Consider the following 23,015-nt stretch of genomic DNA (forward strand, 5'->3'; position numbering starts at 1 on the left):
ATAGTTTCCGGAAGTCTTCCGGAAGTTGATTCGCAGCTTGAAACGTTCTACCTGGGCGTATGCGCCATTATTCTGCCGACCGGTGCCGACAGTGGCTCTTGGCGGCATGGTGAGGCCCGAAAGTTTCGGATGCTGCGACCAATGAAGAGGAGATCGGATAACACCTTTCCGCTCGGTTTCTTTCCCGGGCCGAGCGGCATAGGGTGTCGTCGCTATGGATCTGACGAGTGCGAATGTGGCCGAGCTCGTCACCGCCGCCCGCAACGGTGACAGCCGGGCTCTGCAACGGCTGATCGCCGATCATCTGCCGCTGGTCTACAACCTCGTCAGCGCGGCGATGGAGGACCCGGCGGAGGTCGACGACGTCGTGCAGGACACGATGCTGCGGGCCGTGCGCGAGCTGCCGGGGCTGCGCACCCCGGGAAGTTTCCGGGCCTGGCTGGCGGTGATCGCGGTCCGTCAGGTCGGCACCCATCGGCAGCAGCGGCTGGCCGCCGGCCGCCGGATCCGGCCGCTCGAGGAGGCCGCCGGGCAGGCGGACCCGCAGGCGGAGCTCGAAGAGGTGACCGCGCTGCGCAGCCGCCTCAGTGGACAGCGGCGCCAGGTCGCCGAGGCGACGCGATGGCTGGACCCCGACGATCAGCGGCTGCTGTCGCTGTGGTGGCAGGAGGTCGCCGGCCGGCTGACCCGGGCCGAGCTCGCCGAGGCGGCCGGGATCACCGTCGCCCACGCGGGCGTCCGCGTGCAGCGCACCCGGGAACAGCTCGACCTGGCGCGGGCCGTCGTGGCGGCGCTCGCGGCGCGGCCGCTCTGCTCCCGCCTGGCCGCGGAGACGGCCGACTGGGACGGGCGGCCGAGCCCGCTCTGGCGCAAGCGCATCGCCCGGCACGTCCGCGGCTGCCGCACCTGCACGGCGGCCACCGAGGGCCTGTTGCCGGCCGACAAGTTGCTGGAGAACCTGCCGGCCCTCGTGGTACCGGCCGGCCTGGCGCACGCCGTCCTGGGCCCGATCAGCGCCGGCGCCGGAGCAGCGGCCACCGGAGCAGCGGCCACCGGAGCGGCGGCTGCTGGGGCTACGGCTGCTGGGGCTACGGCTGCCGGAGCGGTGACGGCGTCGGTGACCGGGACGGCGGGGGCGTCGGCGGTCGCGGGGAAGGTGATCGCCGGAATCGTCGCCGGTGTCGCCGCCGTGGCCGTCACCGTTCCGCTGGTTCGGCCCGACGATCCCGCGCCCGGACCGGGCGGCCCGGGGGTGATCGCCGCGCCGGCACCCACCACCTCGCCGGCGCGCTTCAGCACCCCGGCCCCCACACCCAGCCGTACCACCCAGCGCCCGTCGGCGCCGCCCACGGCCGTGCCCTTGGGCGCGCTCTCCCTCGAATGGGCCGGCGGCGGCTATCTCAGCCTGGGCGTGAACACCGACGCGGTGGCCGTCGCGGCCGTCGACCGCGGTAGCGGCGCCGAGAACCGCCGCCGCGCCACCTTCACCGCCGTCACCGGCCTGGCCGATCCACGCTGCTTCTCGTTCCGCGCCGGTGACGGCCGCTACCTGCGGCACTACGAGCTGCGCGGGTACGTCGCCCCGCTCGACGACAGCCAGATCTTCCGCGAGGACGCCACGTACTGCCCCCTGCCCGGCCCGGTCGCGGGCTCGGTGGCTCTGCAATCGTTCAATTATCGCGAATTCCGCCTGCGGTGGACGGGCTCGGTGTTCGGCATCGGGTACCTCAAGGACACCGCCGAATTCCGTACCGCAAGCTCGTTCTTCGTGCGTCCCGCCCTGGCCACCGGATGACGGCGGCCAGGGCGGGACGGGAAACGGTCAGCGCTGGCGGGTCAGCAGGCCCGGCCGGTACGGAAGCAGGCCGTAGTCGCCGCCCGAGCTGGGGGAGCGGCCCTGGTAGAGCAGTTGCAGGTTGCACGGGTCGACGGTCATCGTCTGGTCGGCGCTGACCCGCACCAGCTCACCGTGGCTGATGTCGTTGGTCCAGGTGGCGCCGCTGTTGGCCTTGCCCGCGAACGGGTTGCTCTCGGTCGCGGCGTTCGGCGTCCACGAGCCGTTCAGGCTGGTGGCGGTGAACGAGCGGAAGTAGCGGCCGTTCGCGCCGATCGCCTCGACGATCATGAGGTACTGGTTCTGGCCCTGGACCTTGTAGACCTGCGGGGCCTCGAACAGGTTGTTCGTCGAGTCGCTCATGATCGTGGTGTACGAGGAGCCGAAGTTGCCGGGGAAGTTCCCGATCGGCATCGACGCCCGGTAGATCTTGCCGTTGTCGCCGGCGAAGAAGAGGTACATGTTCTGGCCGTCGGCGATCAGGGTCTGGTCGATCGGGCCGGTGCCGGAGCCGGTGATGCTGCCGGTGAACAGGGTCTGCGCCGCCGACCAGCCGTTGGGGTTGGTGGGGTCACTGGACGTGCGGTACGAGAAGGCGCTGCCACCCCACTGGTAGGCGAGGACCCAGATGCTCTTCGGGGCGAAGTAGAACAGCGTGGGCGCCACGGTGGCCGACGACATCGCGTTCTGCGACGCCGAGCCCATGTCGGACCAGTTGGTGAAGAGCCCGAAGTTCATCGAGCCCCACGACGATCCCGTGTCGTGCGTGGTCGCGTACACCAGCTGCCGTCCGTTGTAGGGGACGGTGGTGAAGTCCTTCAGCGACACCCAGCCCGACCGCGGCTGGGCCAGCGCGCCGGTCGAGGTCCAGCGGTACGACGAGGGCAGCGTGCACGATCCGGTCGGCGGCGGGGTGGTCGGGTTCGAGGCGCCGACCCGGGCCAGCTGCCACTGCTGGTTGGTGCCGTTCCAGTCGGCGTACTGGACGATGTTGCCGCCGTCGGCGGTGGAGGCGCCCTGCACCTCGAGGGCCTTGCCGCTGTTGCGGTTGATCAGCTGGATGTACCCGTCGATGTCCTGGACGCTGAACTGCTGGTTGGTGGTGTTGTTGTCGGTCCACTGGACGATCGAGCCGCCGTCGGCGGTGGAGAAGTTGTAGACGTCGAGCACCTTGCCCGACAGCCGCGACTTGAGCCGGTAGTTGCCACCGCCCGAGTCGACGAACTGCCACTGCTGCTGGTTGCCGTCGTTGCGCGTCCACTGGGTGATCCGGGCGCCGTCGTTGGTGGCCAGGTTGTAGACGTCCAGGGCCTTACCGCTGTTGCGGTTGACCAGCACGTACCAGGCGGTGGTGTCGATCGTCGCCGCCGAGGCGGGTGCGGCGTTCACCACGGCCAGCAGGCCACCGGCGAGCGCGGTCATGGCGGCTGTGCACACGGCCAGCCATCGGGATTTTCTCACGTGGATTCCTTAGGGGGTGGGGAAACGGGGACTCACGGTGCCGTCAGGTCGAACCGGTTCACGGTGACGGCGCCGCCGAGGGCTCTCGTGGCGTAGTTGAACAGGCCGAACCGGTAGCCCATGAAGAACTGCCAGTCGTTGTTCATCACGAACGCCGGCCCGAGCGGGGTGAAGGTGCTGCCGTTCGTGCTGTACGAGAACGTCGCCGTACGGCCGGATCCGGGCTGGATGTTCGCGGTGGCCCGCAGCCAGATCGTGCCGCCGGAGACGGTGGCGCCGGCGGCTTCCGTGCCGGTGCCGGTCGTGGTCCATCCGCTGGTGGACATGCTCAGGCCGTTGGTCATCGAGACCCGGGTGACGCCGTTGTCCTTGCGGACGCCGATCCACGCCGACTGGTCGCGCAGCATGGCCAGCCCGGCCCGGTCGCCGTCGGCCATCGACGCGTAGTTCAGCTGGATCGTGGCCGTCGAGGTGGGGCCCTGGATCCGGTGGGTCAGCGTGTTCCGGGCGTTGTAGAGGTCGTTCGTGACGGTCGCGGTGGACAGGCGCAGCCCGTTGCCGACGGCGAACTTCGACGTGTCGGGGTTGTGGTTCCACTCCCAGCGGTGCGACAGCGCCGCATCGGTGAACGTGTCCGGCCCGATCATCGACTGTACGGTCTTGGTCGTGCTGATGGCCGGCTTCGGGTACGTGGCGCCCCAGCGGCCGTTGACGGTCTGCAGCACCGGCCAGCCGTCACCACTCCAGCTGATCGGGGCCAGCGTCGGCATCCGGCCGCCCGGGTAGGCGTCGGTGAACGCCATGTACCACCAGTCGCCGTTCTGGGTCTGCACGAGGCCGCCCTGGTGCGGGACACCGCCACCGGAGATCGGGCCGGGCAGGTTCAGAAGGACCTGGCGTTGCTCGTACGGACCCCACGGGCTGGTCGAGCGCAGCACGTACTGCCCGTTGGCCGGGCGGGTCAGCCAGATGTAGTAGTAGTTGCCCCGCTTGTACATCCGGGAGCCCTCGAGCGTGCCGATGCTCGACGGCGTCTGGTAGACGGTCTGCGACCGCACCTCGGAGCTCAGGTCGGCCGAGAGCTGGGCGACGCTGATGGTGCCGTTGCCGTAGGCGACGTACGGGGTCGCGCCGTCGAACAGCAGGCCGGCGTCGTAGTAGCACTTGTTGATCCGGGCCCGCTTGTTCCAGCCGCTGCCGATCGTCGCCGAGGTGTAGACGTAGGTGCGGTTGAACTCGGTGCACCCCAGCCAGTAATAGGTCGAGTCGCTCGGCCGGTAGTTGAAGGCGGAGGCCCAGATCCCTTTGACGTACGCCCGTGAGCCGTTCAGGTCGTAGGCGGCCGAGTCGAAGTCGAGCCGGGGTACCGAGTGACCCGCGTACTCCCAGTTGACCAGGTCGTAGGAGCGCAGGATGGGCGCGCCCGGCGAGTAGTGCATGGTCGAGGCGGAGTAGTAGTACGCGTCGCCGACCCGGATGATGTCCCCGTCGGCGAAGTCCTGCCAGACCACCGGGTTGGTGAAGGTGCCGGTCGCCGGGGGCGGCGTCGTGCCGATGGGGACGAGCTGCCACTGCTGGTTGGTACCGTTCCAGTCGGCGTACTGGACGATGTTGCCGCCGTCGGCGGTGGAGGCGCCCTGCACCTCGAGGGCCTTGCCGCTGTTGCGGTTGATCAGCTGGATGTACCCGTCGATGTCCTGGACGCTGAACTGCTGGTTGGCCGCGTTGTTGTCGGTCCACTGCACGACCGCGGCGCCGTCCGCGGTGGAGCCGCCGCTGACGTCCAGGACCTTGCCGGACAGCCGCGATTTGAGGCGGTAGTAGCCGTTGCCGGAGTCGGTGAACTGCCACTGCTGCTGGTTGCCGTCGTTACGCGTCCACTGGGTGATCCGGGCGCCGTCGTTGGTGGCCAGGTTGTAGACGTCCAGGGCCTTACCGCTGTTGCGGTTGACCAGCACGTACCAGGTGTTCGTGTCGATGGTGGCGGCCGACGCGGCCGGTGCGGCCAGCACGAGTCCGGCCAGCAGGGCCGCGGCGATCAGCCACCGCAGGGTGAGCCGCATGGATCCTCCAGGGCAAGTGAACGTTAACATCGTGTACGCGCATGGGGCCTGGCATTCGATTTCATCGATGTTGCTACGGCGTTACGCAGCTTCGCAACGGCGACTAAAGGGGGAGGACGCGCATAACACTTATTGCCGCTTGTTTCGCCAGATAGCGCGTGGCAGCCTCTGCTGTTAACGTTCTCATCACGAAGGGCGACAGCCATGAAACGTCTGCGGGCCGCGCTGGTGACCGGATTGCTGATCGGGGCCCTGGCGGCCGTCCCGTCGTCGGCCGCCCAGGCGCACGACAACGGTGTGGGCCGCACCCCGCCGATGGGCTGGAACAGCTGGAACACGTTCGGCTGCTCGATCAGCGAGTCGCTGATCCGCGGCATGGCCGACAGCATGGTCAGCACCGGCATGCGCGACGCCGGCTACCAGTACGTGGTGGTCGACGACTGCTGGATGAACCCGAACCGCGACTCGAGCGGCAACCTGCAGGCCGATCCGGGCCGCTTCCCCAGCGGCATGAAGGCGCTCGGCGACTACATCCACGGCAAGGGCCTGAAGTTCGGCATCTATCAGGCCCCGCTGGACAAGACGTGCGCGCAGTACTTCGGCTCCTACCCGGGCGCCACCGGCAGCCAGGGTCACGAGACCCAGGACGCCCGCCAGTTCGCCGCCTGGGGCGTGGATTATCTGAAGTACGACTGGTGCTCGCCCACCGGCACCATCGACCAGCAGGTCACCACGTTCGCCAGGATGCGCGACGCGCTGGCCGCCACCGGCCGGCCGATCCTGTACAGCATCAACTCCAACAGCATCCACTCCAAGACCGGGCCGCAGCGCGACTGGGGCGACGTGGCGAACATCTGGCGCACCACCGAGGACATCCAGCTGGTGTGGAAGACCGACCAGCTGAACGGTTACCCGATGGGCGTGCAGAACATCATCGACGTCAACGTGCCACTGGCCGGCTACGCCGAGCCGGGCGGCTTCAACGACCCCGACATGATGGAGGTCGGCCGGGGCACGCTGACCGACACCGAGCAGCGCTCCCACTTCGCCATGTGGGCGGTGATGGCCGCTCCGCTGATCGCCGGCAACGACCTCCGGTCCATGTCCGGCGCGACCCAGACGATCCTGAAGAACCCCCGGCTCATCGCCATCAACCAGGACACCCTCGGCCGCCAGGGGGTGCAGGTCGCGGGCGACGCCAACCAGCGGGTGCTGGCCAAGCGGCTGGCCGGCGACGACATCGCGGTGGCCCTGTTCAACCAGTCGGGCTCGACCCGGACGATCACCACCACGGCCGCCGCGATCGGCAAGACCGGATCGTCGTTCACCCTCACCGACGCCTGGACCGGCGCCACGACGACCACCGGCGGCACGATCAGCGCCAGCGTGCCCGCGCACGGCACCGCCGTCTACCGGGTGAGCGGCGGCACCACCGGCAACCCGCCCGTGCCGACGGCGACCGCCCTGGTCAGCGCGTCCTCCGGCCGCTGCCTGGACGTGCCGAACAGCAACACCGCCAACGGGACCCAGCCGGTCATCTGGGACTGCAACCGGAACGCGAACCAGCAGTGGACCGTGTCCGGCTCGTCCCTGCGCGCGCTCGGCAAGTGCCTGGACGCCCCGGCCGGGGCCACGGCCGGGGCCAAGGTCCAGTTGTGGGACTGCAACGGCGGCGCCAACCAGCAGTGGACCTTCAACGCCGACGGCACGATCCGCGGCAACCAGTCCGGGCTCTGCCTCGACGTCGACCACAACCTCACCGCCAACGGCACGCTCACGCTGCTGTGGACCTGCACCGCGGCGGCCAACCAGCGGTGGTCGCGCTCGTGAGGTGAGCGCCTTTCAGAATGCGCCAGAAATCGTTGGCGAAAAACTGTTATGAATCAGGCTGACAAAGACCAACTTGAATGTATGGGAGCGCTCCCGTACCGTTTTTCCATCCCCGGAACATCCCCCACAGAAAGGTATCCGTGCTCATGTCCCTCCCCCGACATGGCCGGTCGGCGCTGCTCGCAGCCGCGGCTACGGGCGTCGTCCTCGCGGCGAGCGTCGCCGTCATCGGCACCGCTGACGCGGCCTCCACGCTGGGCGCCTCGGCCGCGCAGAGCGGCCGCTACTACGGCGCGGCCATCGCGGCCGGCCGGCTCGGCGACGCCACGTACACCCGGATCCTGACCACCGAATTCAACTCGGTCACGCCCGAGAACGAGATGAAGTGGGACGCCACCGAACCGTCACAGGGCCGGTTCACTTACACCAACGGCGACCGCATCCTCAACCAGGGCATCGCGATGGGCGCCAAGGTTCGCGGCCACGCCCTGCTCTGGCACCAGCAGCAGCCGGGGTGGGCGCAGTCGCTGTCCGGCTCGGCGCTGCGCAACGCCGCCATCAACCACGTCACCCAGGTCGCCACCCACTACAAGGGCAAGATCTACGCCTGGGACGTGGTGAACGAGGCCTTCGCCGACGGTGGCAGCGGCGCCCGGCGCGACTCCAACCTGCAGCGCACCGGCAACGACTGGATCGAGGCCGCCTTCCGGGCCGCCCGCGCGGCCGACCCGGCCGCCAAGCTCTGCTACAACGACTACAACACCGACGGCGTCAACGCGAAGAGCACCGGCGTCTACAACATGGTCCGCGACTTCAAGGCCCGCGGCGTGCCCATCGACTGCGTCGGCTTCCAGTCCCACCTGGGCACCGGCCTGCCGGGCGACTACCAGTCCAACCTCCAGCGTTTCGCCGACCTCGGCGTCGACGTGCAGATCACCGAGCTCGACGTGGCCCAGGGCGGCAATCAGGCCAATGTGTACGCCGGGGTCACCCGCGCCTGCATGGCCGTGTCCCGGTGCACGGGCATCACGGTCTGGGGCATCCGGGACAGCGACTCGTGGCGCACCGGCGAGAACCCGCTGCTGTTCGACAACTCCGGCAACAAGAAGGCGGCGTACACCTCGGTCCTGAACGCCCTCAACGCCGGCGGCACCACCAACCCGCCGACCTCCCCGCCGACCTCCCCGCCCACCTCGCCCCCGACCTCGCCGCCCACCGGCGCCTGCGCCGCCACGGTGTCGCTGAACTCCTGGAACGGCGGCTACGTGGCCACGGTGCGGGTCACCGCCGGGGCGGCGGCGATCTCGAGCTGGACGGTCAGCCTGTCCCTGCCGTCCGGCAGCGCGATCACCGGCGTCTGGAGCGCCACCAACACCGGCAGCGCCGGCGCCGTGAGCTTCCGCAACGTCGCCTACAACGGTCAGGTCCCGGCCGGCGGCGCCACCGAGTTCGGTTTCCAGGGAACCGGCACCGGTCCCACCGCCACTCCCACCTGCGCGGCCGGCTAGCCGGCTGTCCTCTCCGTGCTCTCCGGCCGGGCTCCCCTCGGCCGGAGAGCCGTCCCCCGAAAAGAGGAACCGCGATGTCGATGAGAAAACTCGCCGGTGGGGTGCTGGCCGCCCTGCTGGCCACGGCCGCGACGCTGGCGGTCGTGACGGCGGCCCCGGCCGGCGCCGCCGTCACCGCCGGCTGCGGGAAGGCGCCCACCCTGACCAGCGGCACCCGCACCATCTCCAGCGGCGGCCAGAACCGCTCGTACATCCTGCGTGTGCCGGACAACTACGACCGCAACAAGCCGTACAAACTGATCTTCGCCTTTCACTGGCTGAACGGAACCGCGGGCAACGTGGCCGGCGGTGGCTACTACGGTCTGCAGGGTCAGTCGAACAACTCGGCGATCCTGGTCGCCCCGCAGGGCATCGACAACGGCTGGGCCAACACCGGTAACCGCGACCTCACCCTGGTCGACAACCTGGTCTCGCTGATCCAGGGTGACCTGTGCGTCGACACCACCCAGCTCTTCGCGCTGGGCTGGAGTTACGGCGGCTCGATGAGCTACGCCGTCGCCTGCGCCCGGCCGGCCGTCTTCCGGGCGGTCGCGGTCCTGTCCGGAGCCAACCTGAGCGGCTGCTCCCCGGGCACCCAGCCGGTCGCCTACTTCGGCATCCACGGCACCCACGACAGCGTGCTGAACATCTCGCTCGGCCGGTCCATCCGCGACACCTTCGTCCGCAACAACGGCTGCACGGCGCAGAATCCGCCGGAACCGGCCCGGGGCAGCCTGACCCACATCACGACCACGTACGCCGGCTGTCGCGCCGGCTATCCGGTCCGGTGGGCCGCGTTCGACGGCGACCACACCCCGGAACCCGTCGACGGAAGCACCTCGACGAGCGGCGCCCTGACGTGGGTGGGCGGCGAGGTCTGGCGGTTCTTCTCGCAGTTGACCAGCACCACGCCCAGCTCCCCGGCCACCCCCACCCCGACCACGCCGACCCCGACCACGCCCGCTCCGCCGCTTCCCGGCGCGTGCACCGCCACCTATCGCATCACCGGTCAATGGCAGGGCGGCTTCCAGGCCGAGGTCGCCGTGACGGCCGGCGCCACCGCGCTGACCGGATGGCGGGTCCGCTGGACCTTCGCCGACGGCCAGACCATCACCCAGAGCTGGGGCGGCCGCGTCACGTCGAGCGGCAGCGCGCAGACCGTCACCAACGAGACCTGGAACGGCACCCTCGCCGCGGGCGCGTCGGCCACCTTCGGCTTCCTCGGCACCGCCAACGGCGCCAACACCGTGCCCACGACCACCTGCGAGCCGGCATGAGACGCCGCCTGCTCGCCGCGCTCCTGACGGCGCTGACCGTCCTCGGCCTCGTGCCGGGGACGGCCCGGGCCGACAACCCGATCGTGCAGACCATCTACACCGCCGACCCGGCCCCGCTGGTGCACAACGGCCGCGTCTACCTCTACACCGGCCACGACGAGGACAACTCGACGTGGTTCACGATGAAGGAGTGGCGAGTCTACTCGACCGCCGACATGGTCAACTGGACCGACCACGGCTCGCCGCTGAACCTGGCCAGTTTCAGCTGGGCCAGCGCCAACGCGTGGGCCGGGCAGACCATCTACCGCAACGGCAAGTTCTACTGGTACGTGCCGATGACCGTGCGCGCCACCGGGCAGATGGGCATCGGCGTGGCCGTCTCGTCCAGCCCCACCGGCCCGTTCACCGACGCCATCGGGCGCCCGCTGGTCAGCAACGGCCAGATCGACCCCACGGTGTTCGTGGACGACGACGGGCAGGCGTACCTGTACTGGGGCAACCCCGACCTCTGGTACGTCAAGCTCAACGCGGACATGACCTCGTACGCGGGAAGCCCCACGAAGATTCCGCTGACCACGGCCGGCTTCGGCACGCGGACCGGCGACGCCACCCGGCCCACGCTGTTCGAGGAAGGCCCGTGGGTCTACAAGCGCAACGGCCTGTACTACCTGGTCTTCGCCGCGAAATGCTGCTCGGAGTTCATCGCCTACTCCACCGCGCCCGGGCCGACCGGACCGTGGACCTACCGCGGCACGATCATGCCGACGCAGGGGAGCAGCTTCACCAACCACGCCGGAGTCGTCGACTTCAACGGCGCGTCGTACTTCTTCTATCACAACGGCGCGCTGCCCGGCGGCGGCGGTTTCACCCGCTCGGTGGCGGTCGAGAGGTTCGCCTACCGCGCCGACGGCACCATCCCGACGATCACCATGACGACGGCCGGAGTGCCCCAGGTCGGCACCCTCGACCCGTACATCCGGCAGGAGGCCGAAACCGTGGCCTGGGCCTCCGGCGTCGAGACGGAACGCGCCTCCGAGGGCGGCATGAACGTCGGCTTCATCGAGAACGGTGACTACCTAAAGGTGAAGGGCGTCGCGTTCGGCAACGGCGCCCGGTCCTTCACCGCCCGAACCGCCTCGGCCACGAGCGGCGGAAGGGTGGAGTTGCGCCTCGACAGCCCGACCGGCGCCCTGGCCGGCACCTGCACGGCCCCCGGCACCGGCGGCTGGCAGACCTGGACGTCGGTGACCTGCCCGGTCAGCGGCGCCACCGGCACACACGACCTGTACCTGCGCTTCACCGGCGGCACCGGCTACCTGCTGAACCTGAACTGGTGGCAGTTCACCACGTAGGACCGCTGCGGTAGACGCAGGTCACAGCGGCATACCCCGAGACCGGAAGAACTCCTCGCATGATCAAGATCCACGGGAGCGCTCGACCGGGAAGGCCGCCTTGACCACGTCACCCTCGCCATCGCCGAACACCACCGACGCCAACGGACTACGCCTCGTGGCAGGAATCTTCTTCCTGATCCTGATGGTGTCGCACCTGACGATCGGGAAGATAGCCAACCCCATCTCGTACGGCCTGGAGGTGGTGGTGTTCGGCGGCGGCGGCCTCACGCTGATCCGCTGGTGGCACCGGCGCCGCGTCGTGCTGCGCTCCGGCTCGGGCGGGAAACTGCCCGGGCCGCCCGGCGTAGCGCTGCTCCCGGCGTTCATCGGAACGTTCTGCGCCTTCGCGGCCGTCGACACGACACTCGACAGCCTGTGGGCGGGCAGCTTCGCCGGCCACTGGGGCCTGATCATCGGCGCCGGCCTCATCGGCACCCTCCTGCTGGCCATCAGTGTCGGCCTGGCCCGCGACTTCGCCCGCGGCAAGCTCCCACCACCAAAGCCCGCCAAGCGCTCCGCACCCGCCGCACCGTTGACACCCGCCCCTTCCACGCCGGTTTCTCCGACACCCACGCCGTTCACTCCGACTCCCGCGGCGTCCGCGCCGTTCACCCCGGTGCCTCCTGTGCCACCCTCTTCTTCCTCGGCCACTCCTTCCGTCTGTTTTGCCCCGGCATCTCCGGTGCCCGCGTCGTCGGCGCCCAGTTCCTCGCCGGCAGCCGCGGAACAACCGGTCCGCACGCCCTCGGCTGTCGTGGAACCTCTGGGACCGCCGGCTTTTGTCCCGGCGCAGGCGGGGCCACCGCCGATGGTCGCGGCCGTGTTGCCGATGGCTGAGCCGCTGGCGAGTGAGCCGTCCAGGATTGAGCCGTCCAGGAGCGAGCCGCCCACGGGTGGGGCGTCGGTCGCCGAAGGTGCGGCCGCGGTTGCGGTGGCCGCGGAATTTCTGCGGAGTGACGCGCGTACCGCCTGGGCCTACCGCCGCTATGTCGGGCAGCGGCAACCCGCCGGTATCGACGCCGCGATGGGGGAGCGGCTGCTCTCCGCCATCGAGCCGGGTGACCATGTCGAGCTGATTCTCGACGCGGTGGCCGGGCGCGGTGACAGGCTTCTCGACGCCGCCAAGTGGGAGCGGCCGGACGTCTGCCCGATCGTCGCCGTGCGGACCCTGCGGGTCTGGATTCTGCTGCACCGCGACGGCGCCGGTGTCACCGTCGTGCCGGGCCGGGCGGACGGTGGCATGTCCGCGCCCAGCGGTCCGGCTCTGCCCTGGCCGCACATCGGCCGGGCCACGCAACTCAAGACGGCCGACGGCGTCCCGCTCACCATCAAGCTCTTCCTCGACGAGCCGCAGGGCGTCGACGCCACCGTTTTCGAGCAGGGTGCCGGCGACCACATCCGCCGCCTCCCCGAGTCCGGCGCCGTGCCGCCCCTGCCGGACGCCGCGGCCCTGATCGCCGGCGTGGGAAACGCCGGACCGTCCGCGCCGGTGGCCCATCTGCCCACCGACTGGCGCGTGGCGGAGGACATCGCCTGCGCCCACATGCGTACCCTTGGTTTCCTCGACGCCGAAAAGACCGGCGGCGGACGCGACGGTGGCCTCGATGTCGTCGCTGAGAACGCGATCGCCCAGGTGAAGATGCTGGCGCTGCCGGTCGGTGCTCCGCCCGTACAGCAATTGCGCGGAACGCGCCCGCTCCTGCCCCACCATCTTTTCTATTCGACGTCCGGATACACGGGCGCCGCCCTGGCCGCGGCCGACGAGATCGGCGTGGCCCTTTTCCAGATCGAGCGTGACGGCACGGTCACCGGGGTCAACGATGCCGCCGAGAGTCTCGAGACCTCGGGCGGCACGACGCCGTCCGTGAACCCGAAACGCCTCGTCGAGCGGTACGCGCAGGAGCTCGCCGCTCGCGTGCTTGCCGCCATGAACAACGTCGACCATGACCGGGCCAAACTGGCCGAACGGTATCCCGAGCAGTACATCCGGCTGCTGCGCTACCCGCGCCAGGCGCTGGAGAACCTGGAGAACCGCCCGGCCACCTTCGCCTCGCTGCGGTCGGCGCTCGTCTACTTCCACCACACCGAACTGCTGGCCCACGTCTTCTTCCAGGAGCTGGGCATACCGTACCCGGAGGGCAACAAGACCTCGCCCGAGGACTCTCTGGACTCGTACTACGACTGAGGGAAACGGATGACCACCACCGACTTGCGGAAGGTCTACCTCGCCTACCTGGAGGCGGCCAACGCGCGCGCGTTCGATCGCATGGGCGAGTTCGCCCACGACACCGTCGTCTTCAACGGCGAATCCGTCTCCCGCGACGACTACGTGGCCGCCATGCGGCAGGCCGTGGAGTCGGTGCGGGACTACGTCTGGCGCCTCGACGATCTGGTCGTCGAGGGCGACCGGGTCGCGGCTCGGCTCACCGTCACCGGCACCCCGGTGACGGAGTGGTTGGGGCTGAGGCCGACCGGCCGCGAGGTCAGTTTCACCGAGTACGCCTTCTACCACTTCCGCGACGGCCGCTTCGAGCACATGTGGTACCTCCTCGACACCCGGGCCATCGAGAGGCAACTGGCGGGCTGAGCCCGGGCTTTAACTGGGCTTTATCCGTTGTCGATCAACCTGTGTGCCATGAGCATCGATGTGCGGACAGAGGCCGATCCCGGCATTCTCGTCGAGCCGGGGCTGGTCGCGCCGGTTCGGCGGCCGTGGCGGGCGGCGCTGTTGGGTGCGCTCGCCGTGTGGTCGGTCTCGGTGGTCGTGCATCTTCTGGTGGGTGCCGTCGCCTGGCTGGCCTACAAGGGCAACGGGCCCACCCCCGATCTGTGGTCGGTCGTTCTCGCCTGGAACGGCTGGGACGCCGGCCACTACGTGCGGATCGCCGAGAGCGGCTACCACCTGGGCCCCGGCTTCCCGGCGTTCTTCCCGCTGTACCCGATGCTGATCCACCTGTTCGGTGGCGGACCGGCGGCCGCGCTCTTCGTGGCCAACGCCGCCGCGTACGGTGCCCTGGTTCTGCTCTACCGCCTGGCCGACTACGAGTTCGGGCCCCGGGTGGCTCAGCGCGCCGCCTGGTATCTCGCCGTCTTCCCGACCGGGTTCTTCCTGTTCATCGGCTACAACGAGTCGCTTTTCCTGCTGCTGGTCGTCGGGGCGCTGTATGCCGCGCGCCGCGGGCACTGGTGGCTGGCCGGCACGCTCGGCGCTTTCTCGTCGGCCACCCGGCTGTTCGGGGTTCTGCTGCTCGTTCCGATGGCCGTCGAGTATCTGCGCCAGACCAGGTGGCGTATCCGTACCGACGTTCTCGGGTTGGCCCTGGTGCCGTTGGGCGTGGTCGGCTACAGCATCTACTGCTGGATCGAACTGGGCAGCCCGGTGCAGTTCAGCATCGCCCAGGACGAGTGGGGGCGGCGGTACACCTTCCCGGGGGAGGCGTGGCTCATCTCGATCCGGCAGATCGGCGCGCCGCTGGACAAGGCCACTCTCGGCGCCGTTCTGGACGCCGGCACGATCCTGATCGCGGTGGTGCTGCTGATCCTGTGCCTGAAGGGGCCGTTCAAGTTCCGGCGCGACCAGCTCTATCTGGTCGTGCAGGGCGGGGTCACCCTCGTCCTGCTGATGTCGACCGAGGTCGGCGGCCGCTCGATGCAGTCGGCGGCGCGTTACGCGATGGAGGCGGTGGCGATCTTCCTGGTGCTGGCCCGGATGGGCGCCCACCAGGTCGTCGACCGTGCTGTGCTGGTGGTCGGCGCGGCCCTGCAGGCGGTGTTCCTGGTGATCTTCATGGCCGGGACGTTCCTGGTGGCGTGAGTTTATGCCGATCTTATATCGGTCCTGGCAGCATGGCCGCCGTGCGAGTTCTGGTGGCGGACGACGAACGGTTGCTGGCCGAGACGATCGCCGTGGGCCTGCGGCGGGCGGCCATGGCTGTCGACATCGCCTACGACGGCGAGGAGGCGATGGAGAAGATCCAGGTCAACCGCTACGACGTGGCGGTGCTCGACCGGGACATGCCGGGCGCTACCGGTGACGACGTCTGCCGCTGGATCGCCGAGCGGCGGCTGAGCACCCGGGTGCTGCTGTTGACGGCCGCCTGCGGCATCTACGACCGGGTCGAGGGGCTCGGGATGGGTGCCGACGACTACCTGACCAAGCCGTTCGCCTTCGCCGAGCTGGTCGCGCGGGTGCAGGCGCTGGCCCGGCGTACGGCTCCGGCCCTGCCCCCGGTCCTCGAGCGTGACGGCGTCGAGCTGGACGTGGCGACCCGCACCGCGAGCCGCGACGGCCGCCCGCTGGCGCTGACCCACAAGGAGTTCGGTGTCCTGCACTCGCTGATGCGGGCGCAGGGACAGGCCGTCACCACCGAGGACCTGCTGGAGCAGGTGTGGGACGAGCACGCCGACCCGTTCAGCAACGTGGTCCGGGTGACCGTGTCCACGCTGCGCCGCAAGCTCGGCGAGCCGCAGGTCGTGCAGACGGTGCCGCGGGCCGGTTACCGCGTGGGACTGACCTGATGGGATTGCGTACGCGGTTGGCCGCCGCGGTGGTCGCCACGGTGACTTTCGTCTTCGTGGCCATGTTCGTCTATCCGCAGCTGCCCTGGCGTATGCCGTACTACGCACCCTGCTACGACGAGGTCGACGGCATGGCCTGCCGGATCACCCGGAAGATCCCGATCGAGAACCTTCCGGAGTACGGGATCGTCCTGGCCGCGACGCTGCTGATCGTGCCGTTGCTGGTGTGGTGGGTCCTCGCGCCCGTACGCCGGATGCTGCCCGTCATCGCGCAAGTGGGCCCGCAGAACCTCGGCCACCGGATCCGCCCGGGCCGGGGCCGCGACGAGATCAAGCGGCTGGGCCGGGCCCTGGACGCGATGATGGACGGCATCGCCGCCGGATACGAGGGGCAGCGCAGTTTCGCGGCGAACGCCTCGCACGAGTTGCGCACCCCGCTCGCCCTGCAGCGCACGCTGATCGAGGTGGGGCTGGCCGAGCCGCTGACGTCGGAGCAGTCGGCCCTGCTGGCGACGCAGCTGCTGGAGACCAACACCCGCAACGAGCGGTTGATCGAGGGCCTGCTGGTGCTCAGCCAGGCCGATCAGGGTCTCAAGACGCGCGCGCCGCAGAGCCTCGACCGGATCGCCGCCGCTGTCGTCGAGGCGCACGCCCGGACTGCCGCCGACGCCGACGTCAAAATCACGAGCGAGGTTTCCCCGTACGCGGTGGAAGGCGATGCCGTGCTTCTGGAACGGCTCGTCCGCAACCTCGTCCACAACGCGATCAAGTACAACCGGCCCGGCGGCACGGTCGCCGTCACGGTCGGCGTGGGCGGGGCCGCCCTGACCGTGGAGAACACCGGCCCGGTGGTCCCGGCCGAGGAGGTGGCCCGGCTGTTCGAACCCTTCACCCGGCTCGCCACCGGGCGGATCGACCACAGCGGCGGCAGCGGTCTCGGCCTGGCCATCGCCCGGTCGATCGTGCGGGCGCACGACGGCGCGATCACCGCGACCGCGCTGGACGACGGCGGCCTGCGCGTCGCCGTCACTCTGCGCTGATCGGGCCGTCCTCGGGCAGGGTGTGCCAGATGTCGAACGCCACTGACGCCGCGCCGGCGGTGTCGCCGGCGGCCATCAGGTCGATCAGCCGCGTGTGCAGTTCGACCGAGGCGTGACCGTCCACGGTGAAGCGCAGCCGCTCGGCGCGGCGGACGAGGGGATCGAACTGGTCGAGCACGGCGGCCAGGGCCCGATTGCCGAGCACGGCGACCGGGATCCGGTGGATCTGGTCGTCGGCGTCCAGGGCCGCGCCGATGTCGCCCACGCTCACCGCCTCGGCGAACCGGCGGTTCGCCTCGCGCATGCGCTCGAGGTCGTCCGCACCGAGGCGACCGGTCTACGGCGGGGCTGTCGGCGGGAATCGGCATGCAACATATGCACACATTGTTCGTCCTTGCACGACCACCGCCCAGCAGTACGAGGGGTTCGCGCCGACACCCGACTTCGTCATCGACGTCGGCGAGGACGGCTACGGCTTCCTCAACGGCGACAAGTTCAAGGCCGGCTTCGCGGCCGACACCAGCGACGCCGACGCCGCCGTCCTGCGTGACTCGCAGGTGCCGGTCAACATGGCGGTGTTCGCGACGCCGGTGGAGAACGCCGCCTGGCGCGACAAGCCGAGCTGGGCGGTCATCGCCACCGAGGACAAGGCGTTCGACCAGGCCATGTTGCAGCGCATGGCCAAGCGCATCGGCGCCGAGATCACCGACGTGCCGGGCGGCCACGCCCTGTTCATGACTCAGGCCGACACCGTGGCCGGCGTCATCGTGACCGCCGCGCGCGACGCTCTCAGCCGGCGGTGACCGGCTCGGTGCTGATCGCGCCGAGGGGGCCCGGGCGCCCGTACAGGAAACCCTGCCCGACCTGACAGCCCAGCTCGGCCAGCATCGCCGCCTGCGCCTGGTCCTCGATGCCCTCGGCGACGGCGGTGAGCCCGATCGCGCCGAACAGCTGCCACAGCGTGCCGAGAATGTGGACGGCGGCCGGGTCGCGGGCGATGTCCTGGACGTACGTGCGGTCGATCTTGACGATGTCGGCCGGGAACCGGTGCAGATAGCGCAGCGAGGCGTACCCGGTGCCGAAGTCGTCGATGGCGATCCGGATGCCGAACTCGCGCAGCCGGCGCAGCGTGCCGATCACCTCGGACTCGTCGGCCAGCGCCTGCTCGGTCACCTCGAGCACCAGCTGCCCGGGTCGCAGGCCGGCCTCGTACAGCGTCGCGGCGACCTTGGACGGGAACGAGGCGTCGATCATCTGCGACGGCGAGACGTTGACCGACAGGTACGCCGTCTGCGAACCCGGCCAGGAGGCGAACTCGACGCAGGCCCGGCGCAGCACCAGCAGGCCGAGCTCACCGATCAGGCCGGCCCGCTCGGCCACCGGGATGAACACGTCCGGCGTCACCGCGCCGAGCTCGGGATGGTGCCAGCGGGCCAGCGCCTCGACCCCGGCCACCCGGCGGTCGCCCAGCGCGACGATCGGCTGGAAGGCGATGTGCAGGGCGTTCTCGGCCAGGGCCTGCCGGAGTTCGGCCCGCCACCGCACCTCCTGGTCGAAGCCCTGCCGCATCGACGGCGCGAACATCGCGTACGCGTTCTTGCCCTGCGCCTTGGCCGCGTACATGGCCAGGTCGACGTTCTTGCGCAGGTCTTCCGAACTGGTCGAGCCGTCCGAGACCGCGAGGCCCACGCTGGCGCCCAGCCGGACCGTGCGGGCGCCCACCTCGATCGGCTCGTGCAGCAGCCCGAGCAGCCACTGCGCCTGCCCGGTCAGGTCGTGGACGCGGCCGGTGAGGACGGCGAACTCGTCACCGCCGAACCGGGCGATGGTGTCCGGCTCGCCGAAGCACGCCCGCAGCCGTTCGCCGACCACGCGCAGCACGACGTCGCCGGCGTCGTGCCCGAGCGAGTCGTTGATCATCTTGAAGTCGTCCAGGTCGAGGTACAGGACCGCGACCGGCCGGCCGGCGCCCAGCGCGCCCTCGAGCCGCTCCAGGAACAGCGCGCGGTTGCCCAGCCCGGTCAGCGGATCGTGATAGGCCTGATGGCGCAGGGTCCGGGTGAGCGTCGAGTTGTGCAGCAAGGTGGACAGTTGGCGCAGCAGGATCAGCAGGAACCCGATCATCAGCGGGACCGCCTCGGGCGCGTCGACCCCGACCCCGGTCAGCGTCTGCACGGCGACCACGAGCGCGGCCAGCCCGAACGGGGCGTACGGCAAGGTGGTCTGCCAGCGGGCCGTCATCCCGGTGTGGTCGAACGTCATCGGCCACCGCGTGGCCAGCAGCCCGGCCGCCCCGCAGGCGGAGAACGCGACGAACCAGCCGGCGTCCGAGTTCTGCCCGGTGGCGTAGGTGCCGGCCGAGGTGTCCAGGGCGAACAGCACGTCGCTGACGGTCATCCCGGCCAGGCCCAGGAGCAGCAGCAGGCCGATGCCGCGGCTGCCCCGGCGGGTCCGGGCGGCCAGCAGCACCGCGACCGTGGCCAGCACGATGTCGCACACCGGGTAGGCCATCGACACGACGAACGCGAGCGCCGAGTCGGCGCCGGCCTCCCAGACGTCGCGGACCGTCAGCGACCAGCCGATCACGAACAGGGCACATCCGACGATCAGCCCGTCGAGCAGCACGGTGAGGCGGGTCCCGATCGACGTCCAGCCCGCGATCAGCCACAGCCCGGCCGTGGCCAGCAGGGGGAAGAGCAGGTAGCCGATGTCGGCCAGCGAGGGGAACAGCACCTCGGCGTGGGCCACGAGCTCGTTCCACGACCAGTAGAAGTTGCCCAGACCCCAGCTCAGGCTCCCGGCGGCGAGCAGCCGCCAGCCGAGACGGGCGCTCCCACCGACCTTACGGGCGGCGGTCAGACAGGGAACGGTCCCGAGACAGGCCAGAAGGCTACTGCCCAATTGCGTGTACGGCGCGGCCACCGTCCCCGACAGCAAGAAGATCGGTATGCCGGCCGCGAGGCAGAGAGCGACCAGCAGGGCCACATGACGCTGCTGACTTATCACCGGGGCGCAGTCTCACACGCACGGGCAGTCGCGTTCAAGACCTGAACGGCCGCATCCTGCGCCGCAGGAACCAGGCGAGAACCGCGCCGGTGACGAGCACGAGGACCGGGATGAGGATCAGCTTCAGGTACGGGTGTGAGTCGCGGCAGTGGTTCACCGGATCGTCGTGGACGAGAGCGCAGACCATGCGAGCCGACCGGTCGGCGCCGTACCGGGCCGACAGCGCGGTCCGGAAGTCCTGCCACTGGCGGCGGCTCTCGGCGATCGCCCCGGCCACCGCGGCCGCGAAGTTGTCACCCACCTGGCCGCGGGGCGTGCCCGGCTCGGTGGCCCGGCCGCTGACCGGGTCGATCAGGCCCTTGTCCTTGTTGAGCGCGGCGTGGGTGACCCGCGACTGGCACACGCCGGCCCCGGGCACCCGGTCCTGCAGGACGTAGCAGCCGGTGGTGAAGTCGCCGGGCGGCTCGGCGGCGGTCGCCGCCAGCAGGTCGAGCAGCGGGCTCGGGCCGGGCCGGTGCAGGCCGGGCGGGTTGTCGTCGCCGATCGGCCGGCCCGGATCGGCGCGGTCGGCCCAGTTGCTGTGCGAGTAGAAGTCCTGCACCCCGTGCAGCACCCGCCCGACCATCTCCAACGTCGTGCACTTGGCGCGGCTCTCCGTCCTTTCCCTCGGGTCGCATTCCGGGCTGACCGCGACCTCCTCGGCGACCACTTCACCCTCGTCGTCCACCAGGTCCTTCGCGCTGTCCAGCCCCTCCTGGAAACTCGCGCGCAGGTGCTCGACACAGTCCGTCAGCGAGGCGACGGCGACGTCCTGGCTGCGTGGATAGCCGCCGGCCAGGTAGTCGGCGTTGTCGCAGTGCGCGGCCGGGCTGGTCATCTCATCGCTGTCGGGTGCGCCGACGGCGCCGAACTCGCGGTCGTGACCGGCCAGGTAGTCCATCGTCGCCGGCTCGAAGCAGGCCGGTTCCCGAGCCGTGCAGGAGAGGGCCGCGCGGGTGATGCGCTCGTGTTCGCGGTGCTGACCACCACTGTCGACGGTGCCGAACGCGACCGCCGGGGTCGGCGCGACCGAGGCCGCGAGAAGCAGAGCCAGCGGAACCGCGTATCGCCGTGGTCGCATCACCCAGCCCTCCCGCATGACGGCCGCCGCACCACAGCGTGCGGCCCGCCGGTCCCGGCGTCCTCATCCGGCCCGGGTGAGGCCCGCCGGCGGCGCGGCCGCGACCATCAAGTGCGGCTGTCGACAGGAGGACGACCATGGGCTGTCTGTTCGCGCTGTTCGCCGGGGTCTTTCCCCGGCTCGGCCTGTTCATCATCTGGGTCGCCCGGCCGGCGTTCGTCAACGCGGCCTTCGACACGTGGATCTTCCCGCTGCTCGGCATCGTCTTCCTGCCGTTCGCCACCCTGATCTACGTCGTCCTGTACACGCCGGGCATCGGCCTCACCGGCTGGGAGTGGTTCTGGGTCGTGGTGGCGGGAATCCTCGACCTCGGGCACTGGGCGGCCAGCGCGACGCAGCGCCGGCAGATCCCCGGCTACCCCGCCGCGCGCTGACGCCGGGTTCGCCGCTGGGCGGCCGGTCTTGCGGAGCAGGATCAGCGCGAGCGTCGCGGCCACGGCGTACGAGGCGGCCTGGACCTCGAGCAACGGCAGCGTGCCGACGGCGCCTTGCAGCAGGCCGCCGGCGAGCAGGCCGAGCGCCTGGCCGGTGGCCTGGGTCAGGCCGAACGCCGCGAAGGCGCTGCCCCGGCGGTCGTCGCGGGAAGCCCGTTGCAGCAGGCTGGTCAGGCCCGCGCCCATGAGGACGCCGGGCGCGCCGACGACGGCGAAGAGCACGGCGTAGACCGCGATGGTGTGCGTCAGGAACGACAGGTTCCATGTCAGCGCGGTGAGCAGGGCGAAGACGACGCTGCCGGTGATCGTGAGCCGGAAGATGTCGAGGCGCGCACCGAGCACGCCGAGCACGACGCCGGCGGCGATCGCCCCGATGGCCTGCACACCGCGCAGGACGCCGACGTCCGCCGCCGCCCCGCCGAGAACGTCGGTCACGAAGAAGACGAACAGCAGGACGAACAGGCCCTGGGCGACGGCGGCGGCGAACGCCACCACGATCGGCGCGCGGCTCGCCGGGTCGGCCAGCACACCGAGCAGGCCGCCGCGGGCCGGGCCGGGCGTCCCGGCCGTCCGCGACACGGATCCTCGCGGCAGGGTGGCGACCAGCACGGCGGCGACCAGGTAGGTCGCGACGTCGGCCAGGACGACACCGCCGAGCCCGGCGACGGCGAGCAGCACGCCGCCGAGCGGGCCACCCACGATCCGCCCGAGGTCGTTGTTGAGCCCGGCCAGGGCGTTCGCGGACACCACGCGGTCGGGTCCGACGAGCGCCGGCAACATCGCGTTCTTGGCGGGCTCGAAGAACGCGGCGAGGGTGGCGTGCGCGACGATCACGCCGTACAGCAGCGGCAGGTCGGACCGGTCGTGCACGGCGAGCAGCGGCAGCAGCGAGCCGGCCTGGGCCAGCATCGCGACGAGCATGACGAGCCGGCGCGGCACCCGGTCGGCGACGCGGCCCGCGACCGGCGCGAGCAGGACGGCCGGCGCCAGCTCGAGCAGGAACGCGAACGAGGTGCCCAGGGCCGATCCGGTCAGCTCGAGGACGACCAGCGGCAGCGCGATGAACATCAGCCAGTCGCCGGCGTCGGAGACCAGCCCGGCGATCCAGAGCCGCCGGAAGGCCGGCACCGCCAGGGCCGACGTGGTCACCGCCCGAATCCCGGCCGGGGAAAGGCCATGAGCGACAGATGGACATGCTCGGCGTCCGCCGGGGCGTCGGTCCGGGTGGGCGCGAGGTACGGCCGTACCACGGCGTCGATCCGGCTCAGCACGGTGGCGAGTTCGTCCGGCGACAGGGCCAGGCCGAAGCTGGCGTGCGAGTCGACCTCGCGCCAGGGCTCGGGCAGATCGGGCTGGCGGCGCAGGTATTCGCGGGCGAGGTGGTGGTCCAGCTCCACGGCGGCGGCGAGCACGCGGCCGGCGCCGGCCGCG

Annotated in this window: 18 protein-coding genes; 11 read left to right on the forward strand and 7 right to left on the reverse strand. The window is 70.4% G+C overall.

Annotated features, from left to right (window positions below; genetic code table 11):
* The first annotated feature begins 214 nt into the window (after positions 1–214).
* Positions 215–1,795 (forward strand): sigma-70 family RNA polymerase sigma factor, encoded by a 1,581-nt coding sequence (locus AB0C26_RS34705; protein WP_360256295.1) that lies wholly within the window; start codon positions 215–217, stop codon positions 1,793–1,795.
* A 27-nt stretch (positions 1,796–1,822) separates the two neighbouring features.
* Here AB0C26_RS34705 and AB0C26_RS34710 read toward each other — a convergent pair whose 3' ends face one another.
* Together AB0C26_RS34710 and AB0C26_RS34715 are read right to left on the reverse strand one after the other, a co-directional pair.
* Complete coding sequence (locus tag AB0C26_RS34710; RefSeq protein WP_360256618.1) at positions 1,823–3,256, reverse strand: non-reducing end alpha-L-arabinofuranosidase family hydrolase; 1,434 nt, start codon at positions 3,254–3,256, stop codon at positions 1,823–1,825.
* 71 nt (positions 3,257–3,327) lie between these two features.
* Positions 3,328–5,358 (reverse strand): RICIN domain-containing protein, encoded by a 2,031-nt coding sequence (locus tag AB0C26_RS34715; protein WP_360256297.1) that lies wholly within the window; start codon positions 5,356–5,358, stop codon positions 3,328–3,330.
* Between the two features lie 204 nt (positions 5,359–5,562).
* Here AB0C26_RS34715 and AB0C26_RS34720 point away from each other — a divergent pair, with 204 nt between their 5' ends.
* The 9 genes from AB0C26_RS34720 (at position 5,563) to AB0C26_RS34760 (ending at position 16,964) form a co-directional block, all read left to right on the forward strand.
* Positions 5,563–7,188, forward strand: a complete 1,626-nt coding sequence (locus tag AB0C26_RS34720) for a ricin-type beta-trefoil lectin domain protein (protein ID WP_360256299.1) — start codon at positions 5,563–5,565, stop codon at positions 7,186–7,188.
* A gap of 146 nt (positions 7,189–7,334) precedes the next feature.
* The gene (locus tag AB0C26_RS34725) at positions 7,335–8,696 is read left to right on the forward strand and encodes an endo-1,4-beta-xylanase (protein WP_360256301.1); all 1,362 of its coding nucleotides are present in this window, start codon (positions 7,335–7,337) and stop codon (positions 8,694–8,696) included.
* Positions 8,697–8,770: 74 nt separating this feature from the next.
* Positions 8,771–10,012, forward strand: a complete 1,242-nt coding sequence (locus AB0C26_RS34730) for a cellulose binding domain-containing protein (RefSeq protein WP_360256303.1) — start codon at positions 8,771–8,773, stop codon at positions 10,010–10,012.
* Positions 10,009–11,364: a glycoside hydrolase family 43 protein gene (locus tag AB0C26_RS34735; protein WP_360256305.1), complete on the forward strand. Its 1,356-nt coding sequence runs from the start codon at positions 10,009–10,011 to the stop codon at positions 11,362–11,364. The genes AB0C26_RS34730 and AB0C26_RS34735 overlap by 4 nt, the downstream gene beginning before the upstream one ends.
* A 157-nt stretch (positions 11,365–11,521) precedes the next feature.
* Positions 11,522–13,591 carry a restriction endonuclease gene (locus tag AB0C26_RS34740; RefSeq protein ID WP_360256307.1) on the forward strand — a complete coding sequence of 690 codons (2,070 nt, stop codon included), beginning with the start codon at positions 11,522–11,524 and terminating at the stop codon, positions 13,589–13,591.
* Between the two features lie 9 nt (positions 13,592–13,600).
* Positions 13,601–13,993, forward strand: a complete 393-nt coding sequence (locus AB0C26_RS34745) for an ester cyclase (protein ID WP_360256309.1) — start codon at positions 13,601–13,603, stop codon at positions 13,991–13,993.
* A gap of 48 nt (positions 13,994–14,041) precedes the next feature.
* Complete coding sequence (locus AB0C26_RS34750; protein WP_360256312.1) at positions 14,042–15,220, forward strand: mannosyltransferase family protein; 1,179 nt, start codon at positions 14,042–14,044, stop codon at positions 15,218–15,220.
* A gap of 41 nt (positions 15,221–15,261) precedes the next feature.
* Positions 15,262–15,924, forward strand: a complete 663-nt coding sequence (locus AB0C26_RS34755) for a response regulator transcription factor (RefSeq protein WP_360256314.1) — start codon at positions 15,262–15,264, stop codon at positions 15,922–15,924.
* Positions 15,924–16,964 (forward strand): ATP-binding protein, encoded by a 1,041-nt coding sequence (locus AB0C26_RS34760; RefSeq protein WP_360256316.1) that lies wholly within the window; start codon positions 15,924–15,926, stop codon positions 16,962–16,964. Before AB0C26_RS34755 ends, AB0C26_RS34760 begins: the two co-directional genes overlap by 1 nt.
* Here the strand turns inward: AB0C26_RS34760 and AB0C26_RS34765 are convergent.
* Positions 16,951–17,268 (reverse strand): FCD domain-containing protein, encoded by a 318-nt coding sequence (locus AB0C26_RS34765; RefSeq protein ID WP_360256318.1) that lies wholly within the window; start codon positions 17,266–17,268, stop codon positions 16,951–16,953. The genes AB0C26_RS34760 and AB0C26_RS34765 overlap by 14 nt on opposite strands.
* Here AB0C26_RS34765 and AB0C26_RS34770 point away from each other — a divergent pair.
* Positions 17,267–17,767: an alpha/beta fold hydrolase gene (locus tag AB0C26_RS34770; protein ID WP_360256320.1), complete on the forward strand. Its 501-nt coding sequence runs from the start codon at positions 17,267–17,269 to the stop codon at positions 17,765–17,767. The genes AB0C26_RS34765 and AB0C26_RS34770 overlap by 2 nt on opposite strands.
* On the opposite strand, the gene AB0C26_RS34775 is transcribed toward AB0C26_RS34770, so the two are convergent.
* The 4 genes from AB0C26_RS34775 to AB0C26_RS34790 all read right to left on the reverse strand — a co-directional run bounded on the left by AB0C26_RS34775 (position 17,754) and on the right by AB0C26_RS34790 (position 22,996).
* Positions 17,754–19,970 (reverse strand): EAL domain-containing protein, encoded by a 2,217-nt coding sequence (locus tag AB0C26_RS34775; protein ID WP_360256323.1) that lies wholly within the window; start codon positions 19,968–19,970, stop codon positions 17,754–17,756. The two genes, AB0C26_RS34770 and AB0C26_RS34775, sit on opposite strands and share 14 nt — an antisense overlap.
* Before the next feature lie 34 nt (positions 19,971–20,004).
* Positions 20,005–21,090, reverse strand: coding sequence for a CinY protein (locus tag AB0C26_RS34780; protein ID WP_360256325.1), 1,086 nt, complete (start codon positions 21,088–21,090; stop codon positions 20,005–20,007).
* Between the two features lie 107 nt (positions 21,091–21,197).
* Entirely contained in the window at positions 21,198–22,733 is a 1,536-nt protein-coding gene (locus AB0C26_RS34785; protein WP_360256327.1) for an MFS transporter, read from the reverse strand.
* Positions 22,730–22,996: a hypothetical protein gene (locus AB0C26_RS34790; protein ID WP_360256630.1), complete on the reverse strand. Its 267-nt coding sequence runs from the start codon at positions 22,994–22,996 to the stop codon at positions 22,730–22,732. The genes AB0C26_RS34785 and AB0C26_RS34790 overlap by 4 nt, the downstream gene beginning before the upstream one ends.
* Positions 22,997–23,015 lie beyond the last annotated feature (19 nt).

The organism is Actinoplanes sp. NPDC048796, from assembly GCF_040650035.1.
Taxonomy (GTDB): Bacteria; Actinomycetota; Actinomycetes; order Mycobacteriales; family Micromonosporaceae; genus Actinoplanes.

Excerpts from the sequence above, each read along its gene's own strand:
- AB0C26_RS34705 (WP_360256295.1), top strand. The coding sequence starts at position 215 with ATGGATCTGACGAGTGCGAATGTGGCCGAGCTCGTCACCGCCGCCCGC.
- AB0C26_RS34710 (WP_360256618.1), bottom strand. The coding sequence starts at position 3,256 with ATGACCGCGCTCGCCGGTGGCCTGCTGGCCGTGGTGAACGCCGCACCC.
- AB0C26_RS34715 (WP_360256297.1), bottom strand. The coding sequence starts at position 5,358 with ATGCGGCTCACCCTGCGGTGGCTGATCGCCGCGGCCCTGCTGGCCGGA.
- AB0C26_RS34720 (WP_360256299.1), top strand. The coding sequence starts at position 5,563 with ATGAAACGTCTGCGGGCCGCGCTGGTGACCGGATTGCTGATCGGGGCC.
- AB0C26_RS34725 (WP_360256301.1), top strand. The coding sequence starts at position 7,335 with ATGTCCCTCCCCCGACATGGCCGGTCGGCGCTGCTCGCAGCCGCGGCT.
- AB0C26_RS34730 (WP_360256303.1), top strand. The coding sequence starts at position 8,771 with ATGTCGATGAGAAAACTCGCCGGTGGGGTGCTGGCCGCCCTGCTGGCC.
- AB0C26_RS34735 (WP_360256305.1), top strand. The coding sequence starts at position 10,009 with ATGAGACGCCGCCTGCTCGCCGCGCTCCTGACGGCGCTGACCGTCCTC.
- AB0C26_RS34745 (WP_360256309.1), top strand. The coding sequence starts at position 13,601 with ATGACCACCACCGACTTGCGGAAGGTCTACCTCGCCTACCTGGAGGCG.
- AB0C26_RS34750 (WP_360256312.1), top strand. The coding sequence starts at position 14,042 with ATGAGCATCGATGTGCGGACAGAGGCCGATCCCGGCATTCTCGTCGAG.
- AB0C26_RS34760 (WP_360256316.1), top strand. The coding sequence starts at position 15,924 with ATGGGATTGCGTACGCGGTTGGCCGCCGCGGTGGTCGCCACGGTGACT.
- AB0C26_RS34770 (WP_360256320.1), top strand. The coding sequence starts at position 17,267 with ATGCGCTCGAGGTCGTCCGCACCGAGGCGACCGGTCTACGGCGGGGCT.
- AB0C26_RS34765 (WP_360256318.1), bottom strand. The coding sequence starts at position 17,268 with ATGCGCGAGGCGAACCGCCGGTTCGCCGAGGCGGTGAGCGTGGGCGAC.
- AB0C26_RS34780 (WP_360256325.1), bottom strand. The coding sequence starts at position 21,090 with ATGCGACCACGGCGATACGCGGTTCCGCTGGCTCTGCTTCTCGCGGCC.